Origin of the sequence: Gemmiger formicilis (assembly GCF_016900095.1) — a bacterium.
GTDB classification, from domain to species: domain Bacteria; phylum Bacillota; class Clostridia; order Oscillospirales; family Ruminococcaceae; genus Gemmiger; species Gemmiger formicilis_A.
In genome coordinates this window covers 131,831-152,424 of record NZ_JACJJP010000002.1, presented here as the reverse complement: position 1 = coordinate 152,424, position 20,594 = coordinate 131,831, and the positions used below count along the sequence as shown (strand labels likewise).

17 protein-coding genes are annotated in these 20,594 nt (G+C 65.1%); 13 read left to right on the top strand and 4 right to left on the bottom strand.

The window, feature by feature from the left end; genetic code table 11:
• The first annotated feature begins 116 nt into the window (after positions 1-116).
• The gene (locus H6B15_RS01675; protein ID WP_243424223.1) at positions 117-1,907 is read left to right on the top strand and encodes an aminopeptidase P family protein; all 1,791 of its coding nucleotides are present in this window, start codon (positions 117-119) and stop codon (positions 1,905-1,907) included.
• 94 nt (positions 1,908-2,001) lie between these two features.
• Here the strand turns inward: H6B15_RS01675 and H6B15_RS01670 are convergent, their stop codons facing one another.
• From H6B15_RS01670 to H6B15_RS01655, 4 genes are all read right to left on the bottom strand, one after another.
• On the bottom strand, positions 2,002-2,706 hold the full coding sequence (locus H6B15_RS01670; RefSeq protein ID WP_204645385.1) for a polyphosphate polymerase domain-containing protein: 705 nt from the start codon (positions 2,704-2,706) through the stop codon (positions 2,002-2,004).
• Positions 2,703-4,934, bottom strand: a complete 2,232-nt coding sequence (locus tag H6B15_RS01665) for a CotH kinase family protein (RefSeq protein WP_204645384.1) — start codon at positions 4,932-4,934, stop codon at positions 2,703-2,705. The genes H6B15_RS01670 and H6B15_RS01665 overlap by 4 nt, the downstream gene beginning before the upstream one ends.
• On the bottom strand, positions 4,931-5,605 hold the full coding sequence (locus H6B15_RS01660; protein WP_204645376.1) for a DUF4956 domain-containing protein: 675 nt from the start codon (positions 5,603-5,605) through the stop codon (positions 4,931-4,933). Before H6B15_RS01660 ends, H6B15_RS01665 begins: the two co-directional genes overlap by 4 nt.
• Before the next feature lie 154 nt (positions 5,606-5,759).
• Entirely contained in the window at positions 5,760-7,139 is a 1,380-nt protein-coding gene (locus H6B15_RS01655) for an MATE family efflux transporter (protein ID WP_345941907.1), read from the bottom strand.
• Positions 7,140-7,277: 138 nt separating this feature from the next.
• Here H6B15_RS01655 and H6B15_RS01650 point away from each other — a divergent pair, with 138 nt between their 5' ends.
• From H6B15_RS01650 to H6B15_RS01595, 12 genes are all read left to right on the top strand, one after another.
• Positions 7,278-8,399: an ABC transporter ATP-binding protein gene (locus H6B15_RS01650; protein WP_204645372.1), complete on the top strand. Its 1,122-nt coding sequence runs from the start codon at positions 7,278-7,280 to the stop codon at positions 8,397-8,399.
• 14 nt (positions 8,400-8,413) lie between these two features.
• Entirely contained in the window at positions 8,414-9,319 is a 906-nt protein-coding gene (locus tag H6B15_RS01645; protein ID WP_204645370.1) for a carbohydrate ABC transporter permease, read from the top strand.
• Entirely contained in the window at positions 9,316-10,188 is an 873-nt protein-coding gene (locus H6B15_RS01640) for a carbohydrate ABC transporter permease (protein ID WP_204645368.1), read from the top strand. Before H6B15_RS01645 ends, H6B15_RS01640 begins: the two co-directional genes overlap by 4 nt.
• Entirely contained in the window at positions 10,185-11,801 is a 1,617-nt protein-coding gene (locus tag H6B15_RS01635; protein ID WP_204645366.1) for an ABC transporter substrate-binding protein, read from the top strand. The genes H6B15_RS01640 and H6B15_RS01635 overlap by 4 nt, the downstream gene beginning before the upstream one ends.
• A gap of 101 nt (positions 11,802-11,902) precedes the next feature.
• Positions 11,903-12,721 (top strand): hypothetical protein, encoded by an 819-nt coding sequence (locus H6B15_RS01630; RefSeq protein ID WP_204645364.1) that lies wholly within the window; start codon positions 11,903-11,905, stop codon positions 12,719-12,721.
• 228 nt (positions 12,722-12,949) lie between these two features.
• Entirely contained in the window at positions 12,950-13,894 is a 945-nt protein-coding gene (locus tag H6B15_RS01625) for an ROK family protein (protein ID WP_204645362.1), read from the top strand.
• Entirely contained in the window at positions 13,891-14,742 is an 852-nt protein-coding gene (locus tag H6B15_RS01620; protein ID WP_243424222.1) for a sugar phosphate isomerase/epimerase family protein, read from the top strand. Before H6B15_RS01625 ends, H6B15_RS01620 begins: the two co-directional genes overlap by 4 nt.
• Before the next feature lie 109 nt (positions 14,743-14,851).
• Positions 14,852-15,169 (top strand): hypothetical protein, encoded by a 318-nt coding sequence (locus H6B15_RS01615; protein WP_204645361.1) that lies wholly within the window; start codon positions 14,852-14,854, stop codon positions 15,167-15,169.
• 216 nt (positions 15,170-15,385) lie between these two features.
• Positions 15,386-17,392 carry a hypothetical protein gene (locus H6B15_RS01610; protein WP_204645359.1) on the top strand — a complete coding sequence of 669 codons (2,007 nt, stop codon included), beginning with the start codon at positions 15,386-15,388 and terminating at the stop codon, positions 17,390-17,392.
• Complete coding sequence (locus H6B15_RS01605; RefSeq protein ID WP_204645357.1) at positions 17,389-18,000, top strand: hypothetical protein; 612 nt, start codon at positions 17,389-17,391, stop codon at positions 17,998-18,000. Before H6B15_RS01610 ends, H6B15_RS01605 begins: the two co-directional genes overlap by 4 nt.
• 25 nt (positions 18,001-18,025) lie before the next feature.
• Positions 18,026-19,990 carry a hypothetical protein gene (locus H6B15_RS01600; RefSeq protein ID WP_204645355.1) on the top strand — a complete coding sequence of 655 codons (1,965 nt, stop codon included), beginning with the start codon at positions 18,026-18,028 and terminating at the stop codon, positions 19,988-19,990.
• A complete protein-coding gene (locus H6B15_RS01595; protein WP_204645352.1) occupies positions 19,987-20,589 on the top strand; it encodes a hypothetical protein in 603 nt (200 codons plus the stop codon). The genes H6B15_RS01600 and H6B15_RS01595 overlap by 4 nt, the downstream gene beginning before the upstream one ends.
• The last annotated feature ends 5 nt before the right edge of the window (positions 20,590-20,594 follow it).

Genomic DNA, 20,594 nt, shown 5'->3' with positions numbered 1-20,594 from the left:
CGGGGTTTGCCGTTGCTAACCCCGCCTCTTTACTATTTGGCAAAACGTGCTACAATACAAAGGTGACAACCCAAATTTTGTTCCTGTTTGTGGGATAGATAAAGGAGTGTTCAACTTTGACCGTAAACGAAAAGATTGCCGCCCTGCGGGCGGCCGCCCAGGCCAACGGTGCCGACGGCGTGCTGGTGATGACCAGCGACCCCCATTGCAGCGAATACCTGCCTGCCTATTACAACGCCCTGCCCTGGCTCACCGGCTTTATCGGTGAGAACGCCACCCTGGTGGTCACCGGCAGTGAGAGCGCTTTGTGGGTGGATGGCCGGTTCTATGTCCAGGCGGACAAGCAGCTGGCCGGCACCGAGATCCAGTCCATGCACGCCGGCGCCGCCGGGGTGCCCACGGTGGAGGAGTTCCTGACCGCCAAGTTCAGCGCCGGGCAGACCCTGCTGCTGGACGGCTCCTGCGTGCCCACCTCCACCGTCCGGGCCTATGCCAAGACGCTGGAAAAGGTGGGCGCCAGCCTGCGCAGCCTGGACGTGGTCAGCGGCATCTGGGGCGCCGAGCGCCCGGCCCGGCCCGACACTCCCTGCTTCCTTTTGAAGAAGGAGGTCACCGGCGCCGACGCCGCCGAGAAGATCGCCACCGTGCGGGCGGAGCTGGCCAAGGAGGGCGCCAACGCCCTGGTGGTTTCCGGCCTGGACTGCGTGGCCTGGCTGCTGAACATGCGCGCCCACGACCTGCCCTGCACCCCGCTGGCGGTGTCCTTTGCCTACATCAACGCCGACAGCTGCACCCTGTTTCTGGCGGACGGCCGTCTGAGCGCCGAGGATGCCGCCACCCTGGCGGCCCAGGGCGTGGCCCTGCGGGGCTATGACGAGCTGCTGGACTTTGTGCGCAGCCGCACTGACGAGGAGACCGTGCTGGTCAGCCCCGCCACCACCAACTACGACCTGTACAGCGCCATCGAGGCCAACCCCCACCTGACGGTGAAGGAGGGCGCCGATCCCATCATTGCCCTGAAGGGCGTGAAGAACCCGGTGGAGCTGGCCAACAGCCGGGAATGCCACATCCGGGACGGCGTGGCCCTGGTGCGGTTTGAGATGGACCTGGAGAAGGCCCTGGCCGAAGGCAAGCAGCTGATGGAGACCGACATCGAGGTCATGCTCCAGCGCCGCCGCAGCGAACAGCCCGGCTACATGGAGGACAGCTTCAACACCATCGCCGCCTACGGCCCCAACGCCGCCATGATGCACTATCACGCCGAAGGGGAGGTCAACAGCCCCATTGAGCGCAAGGGCTTTTTGCTCATTGACAACGGCGGTCAGTACGACTGCGGCACCACCGACATCACCCGCACCTATCCCATGGGCCCCCTGACCGAAAACGAGCGCAAGTACTACACCTGGACCCTGCAGAGCCACATTGACATGGCCCGCGCCGTCTTCCTGGATTACTGCACCGGCTTTGCCCTGGATACCTTTGCCCGGGCTCCGCTCTGGGCCCACAAGATCAACTACCGCTGCGGCACCGGCCACGGGGTGGGCTTCATTGCCAACGTGCACGAAGGCCCCCAGAGCCTGCGCCCCAACAACCCGGTGGTCTTCAAGCCCGGCATGACCATCACCGATGAGCCCGGCGTGTACGAGACCGACGAGGTAGGCATCCGCATCGAGAACGAGCTGGAATGCGTTTCCGCCGGCACCAACCAGTACGGCAACTGGCTGGCCTTTGAGCCCCTGACCGTGGTGCCCATCTCCACCGAGCCGGTGCTGGTGGACGAGCTGAGCCGTCCCCAGATCGACTGGCTGAACAACTACCACCAGCATGTGTACGAGACCCTGGCCCCCCGCCTGAACGAGGAGGAGAAGGCCTGGCTGAAGGCCAAGTGCGCCCCCATCGGCCGCTGAGCCCCTGACAGCTGAATAAAACACCGCCCCGCGGAAAACCCTTTTGCAGGTTTTCCACGGGGCGGCTTGTTTCTGTGGAAAGTTTTGCGATGGCTCAGTACAGAAATTCCCGGGCGGCGGCATATTTGCTGATGCTCATATTCTGGCCCTGCACGGCGGACAGCAGCCGGCGGATGTGCCCGGGCAGATAGTGGTCGTACTTGACCTCCAGGATCACCGCGCTGCCCGAATGCACCCCCACCATGGGCACCGCCCCATCAAAGAGGGCGCTGCTCTTGGCGGCGCGAACATGCTCGTCCAGGGTGATGCGCACCCGCTCCACCGGCATGGTCCAGGCGGTGCGCTCGTAGTCCACCAGCACCACCGGGCGCCGGGCTTCCTGCACCAGAAGGTTGCCCGCCCGCCGGGCAGCGGCATCAGAACGGGCCAGCAGAAAGTCCCGCTCCCCCGCAATCAGGGCTTCGGTCTCGGCCCGGGTCAGGGTGACGCCGGTCTTGTGGGAGTAAATGCCCTGTTTTTCCTTCAGTTCCAGCCGGGCGGTGGGGGCCGCATGGTCGTAGATGCGCAGCCGGACTTTCCGCCGGTCGCTGACCCCCAGCACCTTGTCGGCGTAGTCGTTGTCAAAGGGGGTGTCAAAGTAGAGGCTGCGGATGTAATAGGCCCCGGCTTCGGAATGCCGGTCCCGGTGCAGCGCCCCGTCCAGCAGCGCCCGGGCCAGGGCGGCCTCCCCGGGGTTGAGCAGGAATTTTTCCTCGTGCCGGTCCACGGCCAGGGCGGGGGTGTTTGTGGCTATCTTCATTGTCCGTCCGCCTCCATCAGGTATTGGTCCAGGTAGCCAAGCATCACGTCCGCCCGGTTGTCCAGGTATTCGTCCATAGTCCGGACCTGCTCTTCCCATTCCTCCATGGACATCTCCCAGCCGTTGAGCTGGCCGCCCCCCAGCAGGGGTACCAGCGACGCCAGGGGGGTGGTGTCCACCTTCAGCCGGTCCAGGTCCCGCGCCACCTCGGGGCGCAGCATCTCGGCCCAGTCCGCAAAGGCGGGGCGGATATTCTCGGGGGCGTAGGTGGTGGCCATCTCTTCCCGGAACACTTCCGCAAACCGGGTGCGGAAATCCGGGTCCTGCCACAGCTTCTGGAACAGGTTGTCCACCACCGAGTACCAGGGCGCGGTCTCGCAGTTTTCAAAGGAGAAATCATTCTCCAGCAGGTAGGCGAAGGGGTCCACCTGGTAGTCGATCATGGTGGCGTCCAGGTCGTTGAGCAAGAACCGCCACCGGCCGTCGGCGTAGGGGTTGCTCTCGTCTACCCAGGTACTCTTCCAAAGTACCGAGTTGTTGCCGCCGTTGTACAGGCCGTCGGCGTTGTAGGTATACATCTGGGCGATGACGTACCGGATGTACTCCTCCACATCCACGTTGGCCTCCACCCAGGCCTTGCCCTCGGGGGTAGTGGCGTCCAGAGCGTCCACCCCCAGGCCAAAAGCTACCTTCTCCGGCTGGGCGATCTCGTCGTCGGTGGTGCCGGGGCAGATGAGGTCCTTTTCCCCGATGCCGTAATGGCGCTCATAAAAATCGGCATTCTTGCTTTCCCGGATGGTGTACACACCCCAGTATTCGTCCTGCAGGAACAGGGTCACGGGTACATTGTACTGGCAGCCGATGTCCTGGTCATACAGGTAGTTGGACAGGAAGGCGTCCTGGTACAAAGCCGGGTAGACGGTGCCGTTGCCCAGTCCCCGCAGCACCAGAGTGTCCAGGGCGTCGCCCCCGGGGGCCTGGTCCAGAATGTCCGAGGTGGCGTCGTCCTGCAGTTTCAGGTGCAGGTTTTTCTGCTTGACGCCCTGGCGGCTCCAACCGCCGGAGATGCGCACAGTGGTCTCTCCCTGCCAGGCCTCGCTGCCGTCGGGGGCAAGGATCTGCAGCCGTCCGTCCACCTTTTCATTGCCGTTGAAGTTGCCCTGGGGGTTGTCCGACCCGTATTTGCGCATGGTGTAGTAGGTTTCCCCCGCCACATAGATGCCCTCGGGGCCGAAGAGGTCGTCCGCTTCACAGGTCAGGCTGACCACCGGCAGGCTGCCGGCGTCCACCCCCACCCAGTAGGTCTGGACGGCGATTTCCTCCCCCAACGTGCCGTCCTTCCACAGCCGGGCGGTGACGGTGGTGGCCTTGTCCACCGGGTCGGGGGCATAGCGGAAAGCATAGCCCATGAGCCAGCCGTCGTAGAGGACGGTGGGCAGGCTGACGTATTGGTTTTTCTCCCCGGCCCGGCTCTCGATGGCAATGGGCCCGGTGTACACCGGGGAATCGGTGTCCGGCACACTGCCGTCCAGGGTATACAGAATCACCGCGTCGGGGTCGTCGCAGGAGAGGGTCAGGGAGAACTCGTCCGCATAAAAGCCCGCCGGGGCGGAAAAATTCACCCCGCCCAGGTCGGCGGGCAGCACCGTCTCTTCCAGGAAATCCCGGCTGTTGGGGGTGCCGGGGGTGGGGTTTTTGAGCACCCCCACCCGGTCCACGCTGTCACACAGCCGCCCGTAGGTCAGGTCGTATTCCATGGCAGGGTATTCCAGCTCGTCCACGGTGGTGCCGTCGGGGGCGGTGAGCACCAGGGTTTCCCCCGTGCGGGAGAGGGAAAACTTGGTATGGAGGTTCCCCGCCGTGTCGTAGCCGTCCTGCCCGTCGGCAAAGATCAGCAGAATGTTGTTGGCCCCGCCCCCCAGGGTGGTACCTTCGGGGAAGGTCCAGCGGAAGGGGCGGTCGGGGTCGTCGCTGAGCCCCCAGCCGTCCAGGGCAATATCCTGTCCGGACAGGTTGATCAGCTCCACCCAGTCGGCGGTGTTGCCGTCGGCGTCGGTCAGGCCGGTGAGGTTCTTGGCGCACACCTCATTGATGAGCACCGTCCGGCCCCCGGTTTCGCCGGGGTCGGGGGCTTCGGCCAGGGAAAAGACCAGCGCCGCCCCCAGGGCCGCCACCAGCACCAGGGGCAGCACCACCCCCAGCACCCGCTTGTACACGCAGGGCGTCATCCGATGCTTTCCCCGCTGTAGCTCACCAGGTTCACGCTGTCCACACCGGCGCAGGCGCGCACCGCCTCCACCAGCTCGTGCTCGTACTTGCTTTTCAGCCGCAGTTCAAAGGTGACCTCGTCGCTGCCGGCGCTGCGGCTGCGCATGCGCAGTTTGGCGGTGCGGGTTCTGGCCTTCACGGCCGCCTGCACCCCGTCCAGGTCCAGGGCGCCTTCCTGCCCGCGGACCACCAAGAGAAAGCTCACCGAATCGTACAGGTCCAGGTTGGCCACCGCCAGCACCACCCCGATGAGCACACTGCCCAGCACCCCGGCCAGGTAGAACTCGCTGCCGCAGGCCAGGCCGATGCTCACCGCCCAGAAGAGGAAGGCGATGTCCCGGGGTTCCTTGATGGCGGTACGGAAACGGATGATGGACAAGCTGCCCACCATGCCCAGGCTCAGCGCCAGGTTGGTGCCGATGATCATCATGACCACGGTGGTGATCAGCACGATCAGGATCAGGGTGAGGTTGAAATTCTTGGAATACAGGGTGCCGCGGTAGGTAGCGCGGTAGATGATGTAGATAAAAATGCCCAGCACCAGGGCCATCAGCAGGGAGACGCACATCTGCGGCACCGACACGCTGGTGTTGGTTTCCAGCAGGTATTCCAGAATCTGCCGTTTGCTCATTTTGTCAAAGCTCCTTTTCCGCGCCGTACTCTGCGCGCTGTTGTGTCATAATTTGTTGTATTATAGCATCTTTACCTGCCTTTTACAATTCCTGTTCCTGTTTGCAGGGGCAAAGAAAAAGCGCTCTGCCGGGCAGAGCGCAAAAAAGGCAGGTTCAGGCGGCATGGTGACCCGGTGCACCGCCCCCGGGGCTGGGCAGGGGGCAGTGGGTCAGGTACCAGGCAAAAATCACCGTGGTCATGACCCAGGTGATGGGATAGGCCCAGAAGATGACCCCGATGTGGGGAATGAACCGCAGGGTCACGGTGATGTAGGTAATGCGGAAAGCACACCACACCATCAGCATGACGATCATGGGCACCATGGGCCGGCCCAGGCCCCGCAGGATGCCGGCGGAGCAGTGGCTGAAGGCCAGCACGCAGTAGAACAGGGATACGGTGCGGGCCTGGCGAACCCCGAAAGCGATGACTTCCGGTTCGGAGTTGAAGGCCCCGATGAGCCAGGGCGCCAGCAGGAACATGGCCACGCCCACGCCCTCGGCCAGCAGGGCGGAGGTGACAATGCCGAAGCGCATGCCGTGGCGCACCCGGTCCAGCTTTCCGGCACCGATGTTCTGGCTGATGAAGGTAGCCAGGGCCATGGCGAAGCAGGTCACGGGCAGGAAGGCAAAGCCTTCCACCTTGCTGTAGGCCCCGCAGCCGGCCATGGCCTGGGCGCCGAAGGAGTTGATGTTGGCCTGCACAATGACGTTGGCCAGGGAGATGACCGAGTTCTGCACCCCGGAAGGCACCCCCTGCACCACCACCGCCCGCAGGGTGGGGCCGTGGAACCGCACGTCCCGCCAGTGCACCCCGTAGGGGGCCTGGGTCATGCTCAGTTTGCGGAAGGCCAGCACGGCGCTGACCGTCTGGGAAATGATGGTGGCCAGGGCGGCGGCCCCCACCCCCATGCCCAGCCCGGCGATGAAGAAAAGGTCCAGGATCACGTTGAGCACCGACGCGGTGATCAGGTAGTACATGGGGCTGCGGCTGTCCCCCACCGATTGCAGGATGCTGGCCCCCACATTGTACATGACCACAGCCAAAGAGCCCAGGAAGTACATGCGGAAATAAGCCACCGAGTTGGGCATGACCTCGGCGGGGGTGCCCATCCAGCGAAGGATCTGGGGGGTGAGCAGCACGCCCACCACCGTGAGCACCAGCCCCGCCGTCAGGCCCAGGGCCACGGTGGTGTGCACCGCCCGGCGCAGGGCGGATTCGTCCTTGGCGCCGTAGTACCGGGCCACCAGCACTCCGGCGCCCAGGCTGACCCCGTTCACGAAGCCGGTGAGCAGAAAAATCAGGCTGCCGGAGGAGCCCACCGCCGCCAGGGCGTTCTCGCCCAGGAAGTTGCCCACGATCAGCGAGTCCACCGCGTTGTACAGCTGCTGGAACAGGTTACTGAAAAAGAGGGGCACCGCAAACACCAGCATTCCCCGGGCCACACTGCCCTCGGTCAGGGAAACAGATTTTTTATACACCTTTGTACCACACACCTTTATAAATATACACAGTCTGCCTTTAATCCTAGCGCGGCGGCCCGGGGTTGTCAAGGGAAGGCTTTGCCGCGCTTGTGATGCCCCGGCAAATGCGCTATAATGGCTGTATATTGCTGACATTGGGGAGATGTGTGCATGAATATCAAACTGATCGGCCTGACCAAGCGGTTCCCTGCCCGGAGCAAGGGGAGTTCCGGCGAGGTCACGGCGGTGGATTCGCTGAGTTTTACGGTGCCGGACGGCAAGCTGGTGGGGCTGCTGGGGCCTTCCGGCTGCGGCAAAAGCACCACTTTGAACATGATCTGCGGGCTGGAGACCCCCACCGCCGGGCAGATTTTTTTCGGGGAGGAGGATGTCACCGCCGCCCCGCCGGAGCTGCGGGGGGTGGGCATGGTGTTCCAGAACTACGCCCTGTACCCCCACCTGACGGTATTACAGAACATCACCTTTCCGCTGGAAAACCTGAAAGGGGACAAGAAGCTTTCCAAGGCGGAGATGCGCCGCCGGGCGGTGGAGACCGCTAAGCTGGTGCAGATCGAGGACCTGTTGGACCGCAAGCCCCGGGAACTGTCCGGCGGCCAGCAGCAGCGGGTGGCCATCGCCCGGGCCCTGGTCAAGACGCCCCGGGTGCTGCTGCTGGACGAGCCCTTGTCCAACCTGGACGCCCGGCTGCGGCTGCAGACCCGGGAGGAAATCTGCAAGATCCAGCGGGCCACCGGCATCACCACCATCTTTGTCACCCACGACCAGGAGGAGGCCATGAGCATCTCCGACCACATTGTGGTGATGAAAAACGGGGTGCTCATGCAGCAGGGGGAACCCCAGCAGGTGTACGACGACCCCGCCAACCTGTTTGTGGCCAAGTTCCTGGGCACCCCGCCCATCAACGTCTTTGACGGCAGCGTGAAGGACGGCAAACTGTACCTGACCGGTTCCGACGCCCCGGTGCTGGCCGTGCCCGGCGCCCCCGACGGGGCGGTGTGGGCGGGCGTGCGCCCCGAAGGCTTTGTGCCTGACGCCGCAGGCCCGGTGGCCTGCGCCCTGAGCCGGGTGGAGGTCCTGGGCCGGGATGTGAGCATCGTCTGCACCCATCCCGCCTGCCAGGCGGACCGGATCCGGGCCATCATCCCGTCCCGGAACCTGGTCAACGCCGCCGACCCCACCGTCCGCTTTGCCCTGAAACCGGACAAGGTCTTTCTGTTTGCCAAGACCGATGAGCGCCGCCTGCCCTTCGCCGTGCCCGGCGTCCGGCGCTGAAAGGGGGCCGACCCATGGACCGCTACTCCCGCAAGGCCTGGCTGTATCTGCTGCCGGCCGCCGCGCTGCTGGCCGTGTTTCTGGTCTACCCGGTCATCGACGTGCTGATCTATTCCTTTGAGGAAGGCTTCAACTTTGCCTCCCAGAGCTACTGGGGGGTGGGGCTGTACAACTATTCCTACGTCCTCCACGACCCCTACTTTTTGCAGGCGGTGCAGAACACCTTTGTGCTGGTCATCATCACGGTGCCCATCTCCACCGGGCTGGCCCTGGCCATCTCGGCGGCGCTGGCCTCCATCAGACCCCTGCGCAACCTCTACCAGACCATCTACTTTCTGCCCTACGTCACCAACACCCTGGCCGTGGGGCTGGTGTTCATGGTCCTGTTCCAGAAGACCGAGTACACCGACGGTCTGGTGAACCTGATGCTGGAATGGTTCGGCGCCGGGCCCATCGACTTCATCAACGGCCCCCACTGGGCTAAGATGTTCGTGCTCTGCTTCTACACCATCTGGGTGGTCATGCCCTTCAAGATCCTGGTGCTCACCGGGGCGCTGGCCTCGGTGAACCCCGACTACTACAAGGCCGCCCGGGTGGATGGTACCTCCCGCCGCCGCATCTTCTTCCGCATCACCCTGCCCATGATCTCCCCCATGCTGGTGTATCTGGTCATCACCGGCTTTATCGGTGCCTTCAAGGCCTACAGCGACGCGGTGGCCCTCTTCGGCACCGACCTGAACGCCGCGGGCATGAACACCATTGTGGGCTACGTCTACGACATGCTCTACGGGGACAGCGGCGGCTACCCCTCCTACGCGTCGGCGGCGGCCATCATCCTGTTTGTCATCGTGCTGACCATCACCTGCATCAACCTGCTCATCAGCCGCCGCGTTTCGGAAGGAGGTGTGCACATCCAATGACCCACACGGAATTTGAGGCCCGCCGCAAAGCCGCCGGGCGCAAGAACGGCGTCGGAAAGGCCCTGACCTACCTGGCCCTGAGCGTCTGGGCGGTGGTGGTGCTCTTCCCCTTCTACTGGATGGTGCTCACCTCCCTGAAAAGCTACGGCGCCTACAACTCGGAGCATGTGCCCGCCTTCTTCACCCTCTCCCCCACCCTGGAAAACTATGAGCAGGCCTTCACCGCCGTGCCTTTGGGCGGGTATCTGCTCAACACACTGATCTTTGCGGTCATCACCACCGCCGTCATGGTGGTGGTGAGCACCCTGGCCGCCTACGCCTTTGCCCGACTGCGATTCCGGGGGCGGGACCTGGTGTTCGGGCTGTTTCTGTCCATGATGATGATCCCCAACGAACTGGTGGTCATCACCAACTTTGTGACCATCACCAACCTGGATATGCGCAACAGTTTTCCCGGGTTGATTCTGCCCTCCATCACCTCGGTGTTCTACATCTACCTGCTGAAGGAAAACTTTGAGCAGGTGCCCGAGGAGCTGTACAAGGCCGCCAAGGTGGACGGCACCTCCGACCTGAAATATCTGTGGAAGGTCATGGTGCCCATCTGCCGCCCCACCATCGTCACCATCACCATCCTGAAACTCATCGAGTGCTGGAACTCCTACGTCTGGCCCCGGCTGATCACCGACGACCAGGCCTACTTCCTGGTGTCCAACGGCATCCAGCAGATCCGGGAAGAGGGCTTCGGCCGGGAGAACATCCCCGCCATGATGGCCGCCGTGGTGGTCATCTCGGTGCCGCTGGTGCTGTTATTCCTGGCCTTCCGCAACAAGATCATGGAAGGCGCTTCCAGAGGAGGGCTGAAAGGATGAACCATCGCATATTGCGCCCGCTGGCCGTCGCCTGCGCCGGGCTGCTCTGCGCCGGGATGCTGGCAGGCTGCCACGGCAGCCGGGAACAGGCCGCCTTCACGGTGCCGGAGTCCTTTGACGAGAGCCAGAATTACGAGATCACCTTCTGGGCCAAGAACGACACCAACAAGACCCAGACCGACATCTACAAAAAGGCCATCGAGGATTTCCAGACGCTGTATCCCAACATCACCGTGACCCTGCGGCTGTACACCGACTACGGGGACATCTACAACGACGTGATCACCAACATTTCCACCGGCACCACCCCCAATGTCTGCATCACCTACCCCGACCACATCGCCACCTACCTCACCGGCGACAACGTGGTGGTGCCCCTGGATGAGCTGGCCGCCGACCCGGCCTACGGCCTGGGGGGCAGCGAGCTGAAGTTCGACGGCCCCACCCAGGACGAGATCGTGCCCCAGTTCTGGCAGGAATGCCACCTGGGCGATACCTGCTACGCCCTGCCCTTCATGCGCTCCACCGAGGCCTGCTATGTGAACAAGACCTTTGTGGAGGACCTGGGCTACACCCTGCCCGACGTGCTGACCTGGGACTTTGTGTGGGAGGTGTCCGAGGCGGCGGCGAAGAAGAACGCCGACGGCACCTACGCCCTCAACGGCCAGAACGTCATGGTGCCCTTCCTGTACAAGTCCACCGACAACATGATGATCCAGATGCTCAAACAGAAAGGGGCGGGCTACTCCACCCAGAGCGGGGAGATCGAGCTGTTCAACGACGTGACCACCGACCTTCTGAAGGGCATTGCGGGGTACACGGCGGACGGCGCCTTCTCCACCTTCAAGATTTCGGGGTATCCGGCCAACTTCCTCAACGCCGGGCAGTGCGTCTTTGCGGTGGACTCCACTGCCGGGTCCACCTGGATGGGCAGCAACGCCCCCCTCATGGACATTGCCCAGGACGAGGTGGTGGACTTTGAGACCGCCGTGCGCATGGTGCCCCAGTTTGACCCCGACCACCCCCAGATGATCTCCCAGGGGCCGTCGGTGTGTATCTTCAACAAGGACGACCCCCAGGAGGTGCTGGCCTCCTGGCTGTTTGCCCAGTATTTGCTGACCAACGATGTGCAGATTGCCTACTCCGAGACCGAAGGCTATGTGCCGGTGACCACCAAGGCCCAGAACGACCCGGCCTACCAGGACTATCTGTCCCGGGCCGGGGAGGACGACGACACCCATTACGCCGTCAAGCTGGCGGCGGTGCAGCTGCTGCTGGACAACCTGGACAACACCTTTGTGACCCCGGTGTTCAACGGGTCCGCCTCCTTGCGGGACGCGGCGGGCTCGCTGATTGAGAGCGTGACCAAGAGCGTGCGCCGCAACCAGACGGTGGACGACGCCTACATCCAGAGCCTGTACAGCGACACGGTGGCGCTCTACCATCTGGACCAGACCTCCGCCATGGGCGGCAAGCAGGACCTGGGGCCCCTGCCGCCCACCGCCCTGGCCCTGCTGGGCGCCCTGGTGCTGGCCTGGGTGGGGATTCTTGTCTGTGTGGTTGTGCGCAGGGTGCGGGACCGCCGTGCCGGCCAAAAAGAGGCAAAAAGATGACAAGACTTGCCAACCGGTTGATTTTTCGGGCCTTTGGGCTATAATGGAACTGTCCGGGGCGTGAGGGATACGCCCCGGCCTACCATTAGGAGGGAATAAAAATGAAAAAGATTCTTAGCCTTCTGGTGGCCTTCGGCATGGTTGCTTCCATGACCGCCTGCGCCGCCCAGAGCTCTTCCGTCGCCGAATCCACCGCGCCGGAATCCGAGGCTTCTTCCGCTTCTTCCGAGGAAGCCGCCACCTCCGAGGCCGCCGCTGCCACCGCCGGCACCGTGCTGACCCATGACGAGTACATGGCTGCCGATGTGGACAGCGAAGTGACCATCGAGACCTACGTCCAGGCCAAGCAGTCCTGGTGGGAGGACAAGGCCACCGTCTACGGCCAGAGCCCCGACGGCGCCTACTTCATGTACGACATGGCCTGCTCCGAGGAAGATTACGACAAGCTGACCCCGGGCACCTGCATCCGCGTCACCGGCTACAAGAGCGAGTGGTCCGGCGAAATCGAGATCATGGACGGCACCTTTGAGATCGTGGAAGACGCCGAGCCCTTTGTGGCCGAGCCTCTGGACGTGACCGACCTGCTGGGCACCGATGAACTCATCGACCACCAGAACGAGCTGGTCAGCTTCAAGGGCCTGACTGTGGAGCCCTCCACCTTGGAAGGTTCCGACGAGGAGTACGCTTTCCTGTACAACTGGGACGGCTCCGGCACCGATGGTGACGACCTGTACTTCAACGCCTCCTACAACGGCCAGACCTACACCTTCACCATCGAGAGCTACCTGTGCGACAACACCACCGACGTGTATGCCGCCGTCAAGAACCTGCAGGTGGGCCAGACCATCGACATGGAAGGCTTCCTGTACTGGTACGAGGGCGTGAACCCCCACATCACCAGCGTGACCGTGGCGGGCTGAACCCCTTTTACCCCATAATCGGCACCCCAAACACCGGAATCCTGTAGGATTCCGGTGTTTGGGTTTGGGGCTTTCCTTGCCGCGCCCCGCCAAAAATCAAAATGATACTATCCGATTCCCCCCAAATGGAAAAAATCGCTGGGTTTTTGGGGGATTCGATGGTATGATATACATAATGACATTTTGCGGCTCCGCCCCCGGGGCGAACCCGCAAACGGGAGGAGTTTCATGTACAACATCGGCATCGATCTGGGCGGCACCAACATCGCCGCCGGGCTGGTGGACCGGGATCTGCACCTGGTGTGCCAGGTATCCCGCCCCACCGGCCTGCCCAAGACCCCCGAGCGCCTGGCCGACGACATCCACGACCTGGCTCTGGAACTGCTGGAGCAAAACGGCCTGGCCGAAGCCGACGTGGGCTGCGCGGGCATCGGCATTCCGGGCACCGTGAACCAGGCCGAAGGCACGGTGGAGTATGCCAACAACTTCGGGTTTGACAACGTCCCCTTTGTGCGGCTGCTGCGCCAGCGGTTTGCCTGCACCCTGCTGGCCGCCAACGACGCCGGCGCCGCCGCCTGGGGCGAATACCTGGCCGGCTGCGGCAAGGGCACCCGCAGCATGGTGGCCGTGACCCTGGGCACCGGCGTGGGCGGGGGGATCATCCTCAACGGCCGGTTGTGGGAGGGCTGCAACGCGGCCGCCGGGGAGCTGGGCCACATGGTCATCCACACCGGGGGGCGTCCCTGCACCTGCGGGCGGCGGGGCTGTCTGGAGGCCTACGCCTCCGCCACCGCCCTGATCCGCCGGGCGGAGGAGGCCCTGGCCGATACCCCCGAAAGCGCCCTGGCCCGGGGGCCCATCGACGGCCGGGCGGTGTTTGCCGCCGCCCGGGCCGGGGACGAGACCGCCGCCCGGGTGCTGGACGCCTTTGTGGCGGATCTGGCCGAGGGGGTGGCCAACGTCATCAACCTGCTGCAGCCCGAACTGCTGTGCATCGGCGGCGGGCTCAGCGGCGCCGGGGACCAATTGCTGGAACCCCTGCGCCGGAAGGTGGCACCCCTGATCTATTCCCGTTATTCGCGCCGAAACACCAGAGTGGAACTGGCCAGCCTGGGCAACGCCGCCGGCATCATCGGCGCAGCCGTCCTTGACCGTCAGGAGGATTTTTCATGATTCAATTTGGCATGCGGGCGCACGACGCCTACCATCCCGCGCCCATGACCGAAGCCCTGGACGCCATGCAGGCCCAGGGGCTCCAGCATCTGCAGCTGGCCTTTGAGAAGAGCTTTTCCGACTACGATTTCACCACCGGGCATTACTCGGCAGGGTTTGCCCACAAGATCGGCCGGGAACTGGCCAGGCGGGACCTGCATGTGGCGGTGCTGGGCTGCTACATCAACCCGGTGAACCCCGACCCCGACGCCCGGGCCGCCGAGGTGGCCCGCTTTGTGGAGCGGCTGCGCTACGCCCGGCACTGCGGCGCCGACATGGTGGGCACCGAGACCGGCCGGTACAGCGTGGACATGTCGGTGACCGACGCCACCCGCAGCGCCGAGTGCTACAGCAACCTGCTGGACAGCTTTTCCACCATCTTGGACGCCGCCGAGCGTCTGGGGGTCACCGTGGGGGTGGAAAGCGTGTACAGCCACACCCTGTGCTGCCCCGAGATGATGGACCGGTTCCTGAAAGACATCGCCTCCCCGGCGGTGGAGGTCATTCTGGACGCCGCCAACCTGGTGGCCCCCTGGGCCACCGGCGCCGAAGAACAGAATGCCATGATCAACAAGGCCTTCGACCTGTACGGGGACCGGATCTCGGTGCTGCACCTGAAGGACTGCGTCTTTGACGAGAACGGACAGCAGAAATGCGTGCGCCCCGGCACCGGTCTGGTGGCCTACGACGCCCTGATGGCCAACGTGAAGGCCGCCAAGCCGGAGATCATCGGCCTGCTGGAGGAATCCGACCCCGACCATTTTGCCGCCGACTGCGAATTCTTCGCCGCCCGGCTGGAAGAAGCCTGAATTTTGCGCCCCGCTCCCCGTGAGCGGGGCTTTTTTGCACGCCCCCTTGCGCCCGGCCTTCCATCCGGGTACAATAGGGGCGAACCACGGCGAAAGGAGCCTATGACCTATGAAAGTATACGGAGCGCCCATCTGCATCGACTGCCGCAACTACAAAGCCCTGCAGGAATCCCGGGGCTTTGCGGCGGAGTACGTGGACATCACCGAAAGCACCGCCAATCTGAAGGAATTTCTGGCCCTGCGGGACCATGACCCCATCTTTGCCCCGGTGCGGGAGCGCGGCGGCATCGGCATCCCCCTGTTTGTGCGGGAGGACGGCGAGAAAACCTTTGACCTGGACACCGCCCTGGCCTGGCTGGGCCAGCCCCCGGTGCGGGAAGAGGAGATTGCCGAACATCGCAGCTGCGACATCAACGGCTGCCGGTAACCCCGGCCCTGTCAGGACCGCGACCCCACCCGGGCCGCGGCCTTTTTCTTTGCCGGGGCTTTCCTTTTATAATAGGGCCGCGGTTGAAATCGGCCCCCGAATGGGGTATACTGATTTCGAGTAAATTTGCATCGCCCCGCCCACCCCCGGTCCCGCCGGGCCGCGGGCCGGGGCGTTTTCGTTTTCCAAAATTCCACACAGAAAGGGGGCCCGCCCATGGCCTGGGCTTCACTGTCGGGGCTGCTGCTCATGCTGCTGGCCCTGTTCGGGCTCAGCACCCTTCTGGTGCGCCGCACCGGCATGGGGCCTGCCGCCGCCCCGCTGGGGGCGTTGTCCCTGGTGGCCCTTGTGCTGCTGGCGGGGGGACTGCTGGGGGTGCTGCCCCTGGCGGCCCTGGTCCTGCTGCTGGGCGGGGTGGGAGGCCTTTTCGCGGAAGGCGCCCTGGCCCGGCGTGCCCGCCGCCCCGACCCGGTCCGGGAGGCCCTGGGCCACCCCGCCGCCCGGGTGTTCTGGGCGCTGGCGGTGGTGCTGGCGGTGTACTTTGCCCGGCTGCAGCCGGACTTTCTCAACTTTGACGAATACTCCTTCTGGGGCACCGCCGCCAAGCTCATGGCCGACAACGACCGGTTGTACACCCTGTGCGACGCCGGGCTTCCCTGGCAGATGACCGAGCTGCCCGCCCTGCCCCTGCTCAGCTACTTTTTCCAGTTCTACGGCGCCTTCGCCCCCTGGCGGGCCATCTACGCGGCGGACCTGGCCATGCTGGCCGCGGCTGCCGCCGTGGGCGGCTGCGCCCGAAAGGCCCGGGTGGCCCTGCCGGTACTGCTGGGCGCGGCTCTGGTGCCCACCCTGCTTTCGGTGGCGGGGCACACCGCCCTGCTCAGCACCGCCTGGCTGGAATTTCTGGGGGACATGCCCGCCGGGATGCTCTTCGGCGGGGCGGTGGCCTTCTGGCTTGCGGTGCGCCGCGGCCCCCTGCCCGCCCGGGTTATGGTGCTGCCGGTACTCCTGCTGGCCGCCAACGTCAAGAGCAACACCCTGGTGCTGGCCCTGGCCGCCGCCGGGCTCATCGCCCTGGACTGCCTCTTTTTCCCCGCGCCCGGTTCCCGCCGCGGCATCAAAGCCCTGGCGGCCCGGGCGGGCTTTGCCCTGGTCTGTCTGGCGGCCCCCCTGGTGCAGTACATGGCCTGGAGCCGCCACATCGCGGTGCTGGTGCAGCGCAACGCCGCTTCCGGCGGCATGGGGGACACGGCGGGGGCATCCCTGCCGGAGGTGGCCGTCAACGGCGTCAAGCTGCTGCTGGGCCTGCCGGTGACCGACTACTTCGAGGCCCGCCGCACCCTTTTTGCGGACTACGGCACCGCCCTGCAATCCGCCTTCTGCACCCGCAACGTCTCCATGCTGGGCACCGGCCTGGCGGTGACCGCCCTGGTGGGGGTGCTGTTTGTGCTGGCCTTGCTGCTGGGGCCGAACGCCCGGGCCCGTGTGCGCACCCTGGTGCTGGGGGCGGGCAGCGGTGTGTGTTTTCTGGGATACTGGCTCATGCTCTGGCTGAGCTATGCCTTTTTGCTGAAGGATTCCACCCCCGAAGCCCCCGCCAGCTACGCCCGGTACTTCGGGTCCTACTACGGGGGCTGGCTGCTCATTGCCCTGGCGGTGCTGGCCCTGGCCTGCGACGCCGCCCCCAAGGCCCTGTGGGGCCGGGCGGCGGCCCTGGCCACCGGGGCGGTGTTTGCCTGCGTCTTCGGGGTGCAGGCGGAACCCCAGTTCACCCTGCTGGGGGTGCGCCGGGGAGAATACGCCGCCGTGCGCGCCGAGCGCGCCGTGGCCCAGGCCGCCGCGGCTTCCATCGCCCCGGGGGAGCGGGTGTTCCTCATCCGCCAGGGGGACGAGGGGTTTTACTGGTTCCTGTATAATCAGACGATGCGGCCTCTGGACCTGGTGTACGGGGAGGGAGGCGCCACCTACGGCGACCCCGCCCTGACTGACGGGGCCGATGACCCCTATTTCGCCCCCTACACGGCGGCGGAATTTGCCGCCATGCTGCAAAAGGAAGATGTACAGTGGCTGGTGGTGGCCCGGGTGGACGAAACCTTTGTGGCCAGCTACCAAAGCCTGTTCACCGACGGCCTGGCCGCCGCCGAAGAGTGCCCGACGCTGTATGAGGTCACCGACGGGGGCTTTGTGCCCGCCGGGGCGCTGGAAAAGGAGGCGGGCGCATGAAGGCAAAAGAGCTGATTTCCGCCGCCCGCCGCCGTCCCTTCCGGGCGCTGTACCTGCTGGGGGTGGTGCTGCTGTTCCTGTCCATGGCGGGCAACTTCGCACTGGACGGAGTACTCTACGCCCTGGGTGTCTACGAGCAAAAAACCGTGACCCTGGCCGACACCGACCAGTACACCCTGGTGAACATGGAAGAAACCGAACCCGGGGTGCTGGTGAGCACCACCGGGGACGCCCAGCTGCTGCTGACCCCCGGCACCCTGGTGCGGCGGCTGCGGCTGGTGGCCGTGTACTCCGGCGACGGGGGCGAGAAGGATTTATACTATCATCTGCCGGGCATGGGCTACACCCCCCGGCTGCGGGTGTGGCCCGCGGTGGACCCGGACGGCACAAGCTGGACCTACACCCTGCCCCGGGTGGCAGGGCAGAACCTGCGCCTGGACCTGGCGGACACCGCCGGGGTGCAGGTACAGGTGACGGCGCTGGTGCTCAACGAGCGCCCGGCCTGGTACACCTATTTCATCCCGGGGGGCTGGCAGCTGTTCTGGCTGGCGGTGCTGCCTGGGCTGGCGGGCTGTGCCCTGACCCTGAAGCGGGAGGATGCCCGCTGAACACCCACACAGGGAGAGTTTTTGTATGGAATTGATCTTGAGTCTGGTTTCGCTGGCGGCGCTGGCAGGGTTTGCCCTGCTGCTGGCCCGGCGCACCGCCCTGCCCGCCCCCTCGGCCCCCTTCGTGGCTTTGTGCGGCACCATGCTGTGGTTTGCCGCGGCGGGCATGCTGGGGGTGCTGGTGCCCGCCGGGTGGGTGTATTTCGGGCTGGCGGCGGCGGCCTGGGGGCTTTCCTTTGCCCCCGTGGGCCGCAAAAATCCCCTGTCGGCCCTGAACGTGCCCGGCTTCACCGCCTTCTGGGTGCTGGCGGCGGCGCTGCTGGCCTTTTTTGCCTGGCGGCAGCCCATGTTCTCCACCTGGGACGAGTTCTCCTTCTGGGGCACCGCCGCCAAGATCGTCAAGACCTCGGGGGATCTGTATGTCAACGCCGAGATCGGCTGGGCCTGGGTGGGCACCCATCGGCCCGCCCTCATCGTGCTGGGGTATTTCTTCCAGTTCTTCGGCCCCTACGCCGAATGGCGGGTGCTGGCCGGGTATGACATCCTGCTGCTCTCCCTGTTTGCCGTGCTGACGGCGGGGGTGCCCAAGGGCGCCTGGCGGCGGGCGGTGCCGGCCCTGGGCTTCGGGTTTTTGCTGCCCTTCCTCATCACCCTGTACGGCAACGTCACCCGCACCACCGACCTCTACGCCTCCAGCCTGTCGGATATCCCCCTGGGCCTGACCTTCGGCGGCGCCATGGCGGTGTATTACAGCAACAAGCGCCGGGCCCTGTGGCCCACCGCCCTGGCCCTGGCCACCCTCTGCCTGGAAAAGGACACCGGCTTTGCCATGGCCCTGGTGGCGGCGGGCATTATTGCCGTGGACGCGGTGGTCTCCGCTTTGGCGGAAAAAGCCCCCGCCCCCCTGCTGGGCAGGACCCTGGCCAAGGCCGCGGGGCTGTTTGTGGCCTGCGGAGTGTCCTTTTTGTCCTGGCAGATGTACCTGTCCGCCGCCAGCACCGCCGACACCTCCAACGTGGGCGGCACCCAGCAGATGGGCATGGCGGAAATGGTCATCACCGGCTGCAAGGAGCTGGTGGGCATCGGCCGGACCGAAAAGTTTTCCACGATTATGGGCGGAATGGTGCAAAACCTGTTTACCTCCACCACCACCATGGTCGGGCCTTTCGGGGTGGTGGTGGCCCTTACGGTGGTTCTGGCCCTGGCCGCCGCCCTCTTCACCCGGGAAAAGCCTTTGCGCCGCCAGGCCGGGGTGTTCACCGTTCTGGGGCTGGGGGGCTTTGCGGCCTACTTCTTCTTCATCGGGCTGACCTACGTGTACGTCTTCCGGGACGAGGTGTCCGACGGTCTGGTGGGCTTTGAGCGGTACATGTACCCCTACCTGCTGGGCTGGCTGCTGGCCGCGGGGGCGCTGGTGCTCCGGGCTATGGAGGAAGAACGCCCCGCCGGGCTGCTGCAGACCGGCTTTGCCGTCTTTGTGCTGGGCCTGGCCGGGCTGGTGTGGCTGCGGGTTCCCTTCACCCTCACCGTCTTCGGCTGCGGGGACAGCGCCTACGCCGAACGCCGCCAGACCCGCGCCGTGGCCGAAGAGGTGCAGGCCGTGGTGCCGGAAGATGCCCACATCTTTTTTGTGAGCCAGGGGGACGACGGCAGCCGGTGGTTCCTGTACACCTATGAGCTGTACCCCTGGTACCTGGATTACAGCGGCACCACCAACATGGGCGGCGGCGGCACCTTTGCCCTGCCGGGAGCCCTGGCGGAGGATACCCTCTACTACCACCCCTACACCGCCGACGAACTCCACGACTGCATCCTGGACAGCGGATGCAGCTATCTCTTCATCGAACAGTCCGACGACCTCTTTGCCGAGGGCTACGCAAGCCTGTTCAGCGACGGGCTGGCGGGCTGCGAGGCGGGTTCGGCGGTGTATGAATACAACGCCGGCACCGACCGGTTTGATTTTGTCTGCAATGTGGGAGGGGCGGCATGAAACAGAAACTTTCCCGGCTGAACCGCCACAAGATGATCACCATGTACGCCCTGGCCCTGGTGCTGTGGGCGCTGTACGCCCTGGGCTGTGCCGGGTGGGACGCCCTGGGCTTTGCCACCGGGCGGCTGCACACCGAGACCCTGGCCCTGTCCGACCTTTCCATGCAGGACGTGGTGCAGGACGGGGACGGCCGCTGGGTCACCGCCGGGGGCGACCCCCAGCTGCAGCTGGACCCCGGCCAGGAGGTGCGCTCCGTGACCTTTGCCACTGACGCCCCGGCTTCCGGCTTTGAGGGGTATTACGGCAAGGCCGGGCAGGACGCCAGCCTGCGCCGCCGGGTGTGGGCCTATGGCTCCGGCGAAGGACAGGTGACCCTGGTCTTTCCCCAGGGGTGTGCCGATGTGCGCATCGACCCCGCCGGGGGCGAAGGGGTGGTGCTGGGGGATGCCGACGCCGCCCTGACCCTCAACGCGCCTTTGCCCCTGTGGCGGTACTTCCTGCCCTTGGGCGAGCAGGGCCTGGCCCTGGCGGTGCTGCCCGGCGTTCTGGCGGCCCTGTGGGACCTGCTGGCATACTGGGCCGGGCGGCTGCGCCGCTGAATTTT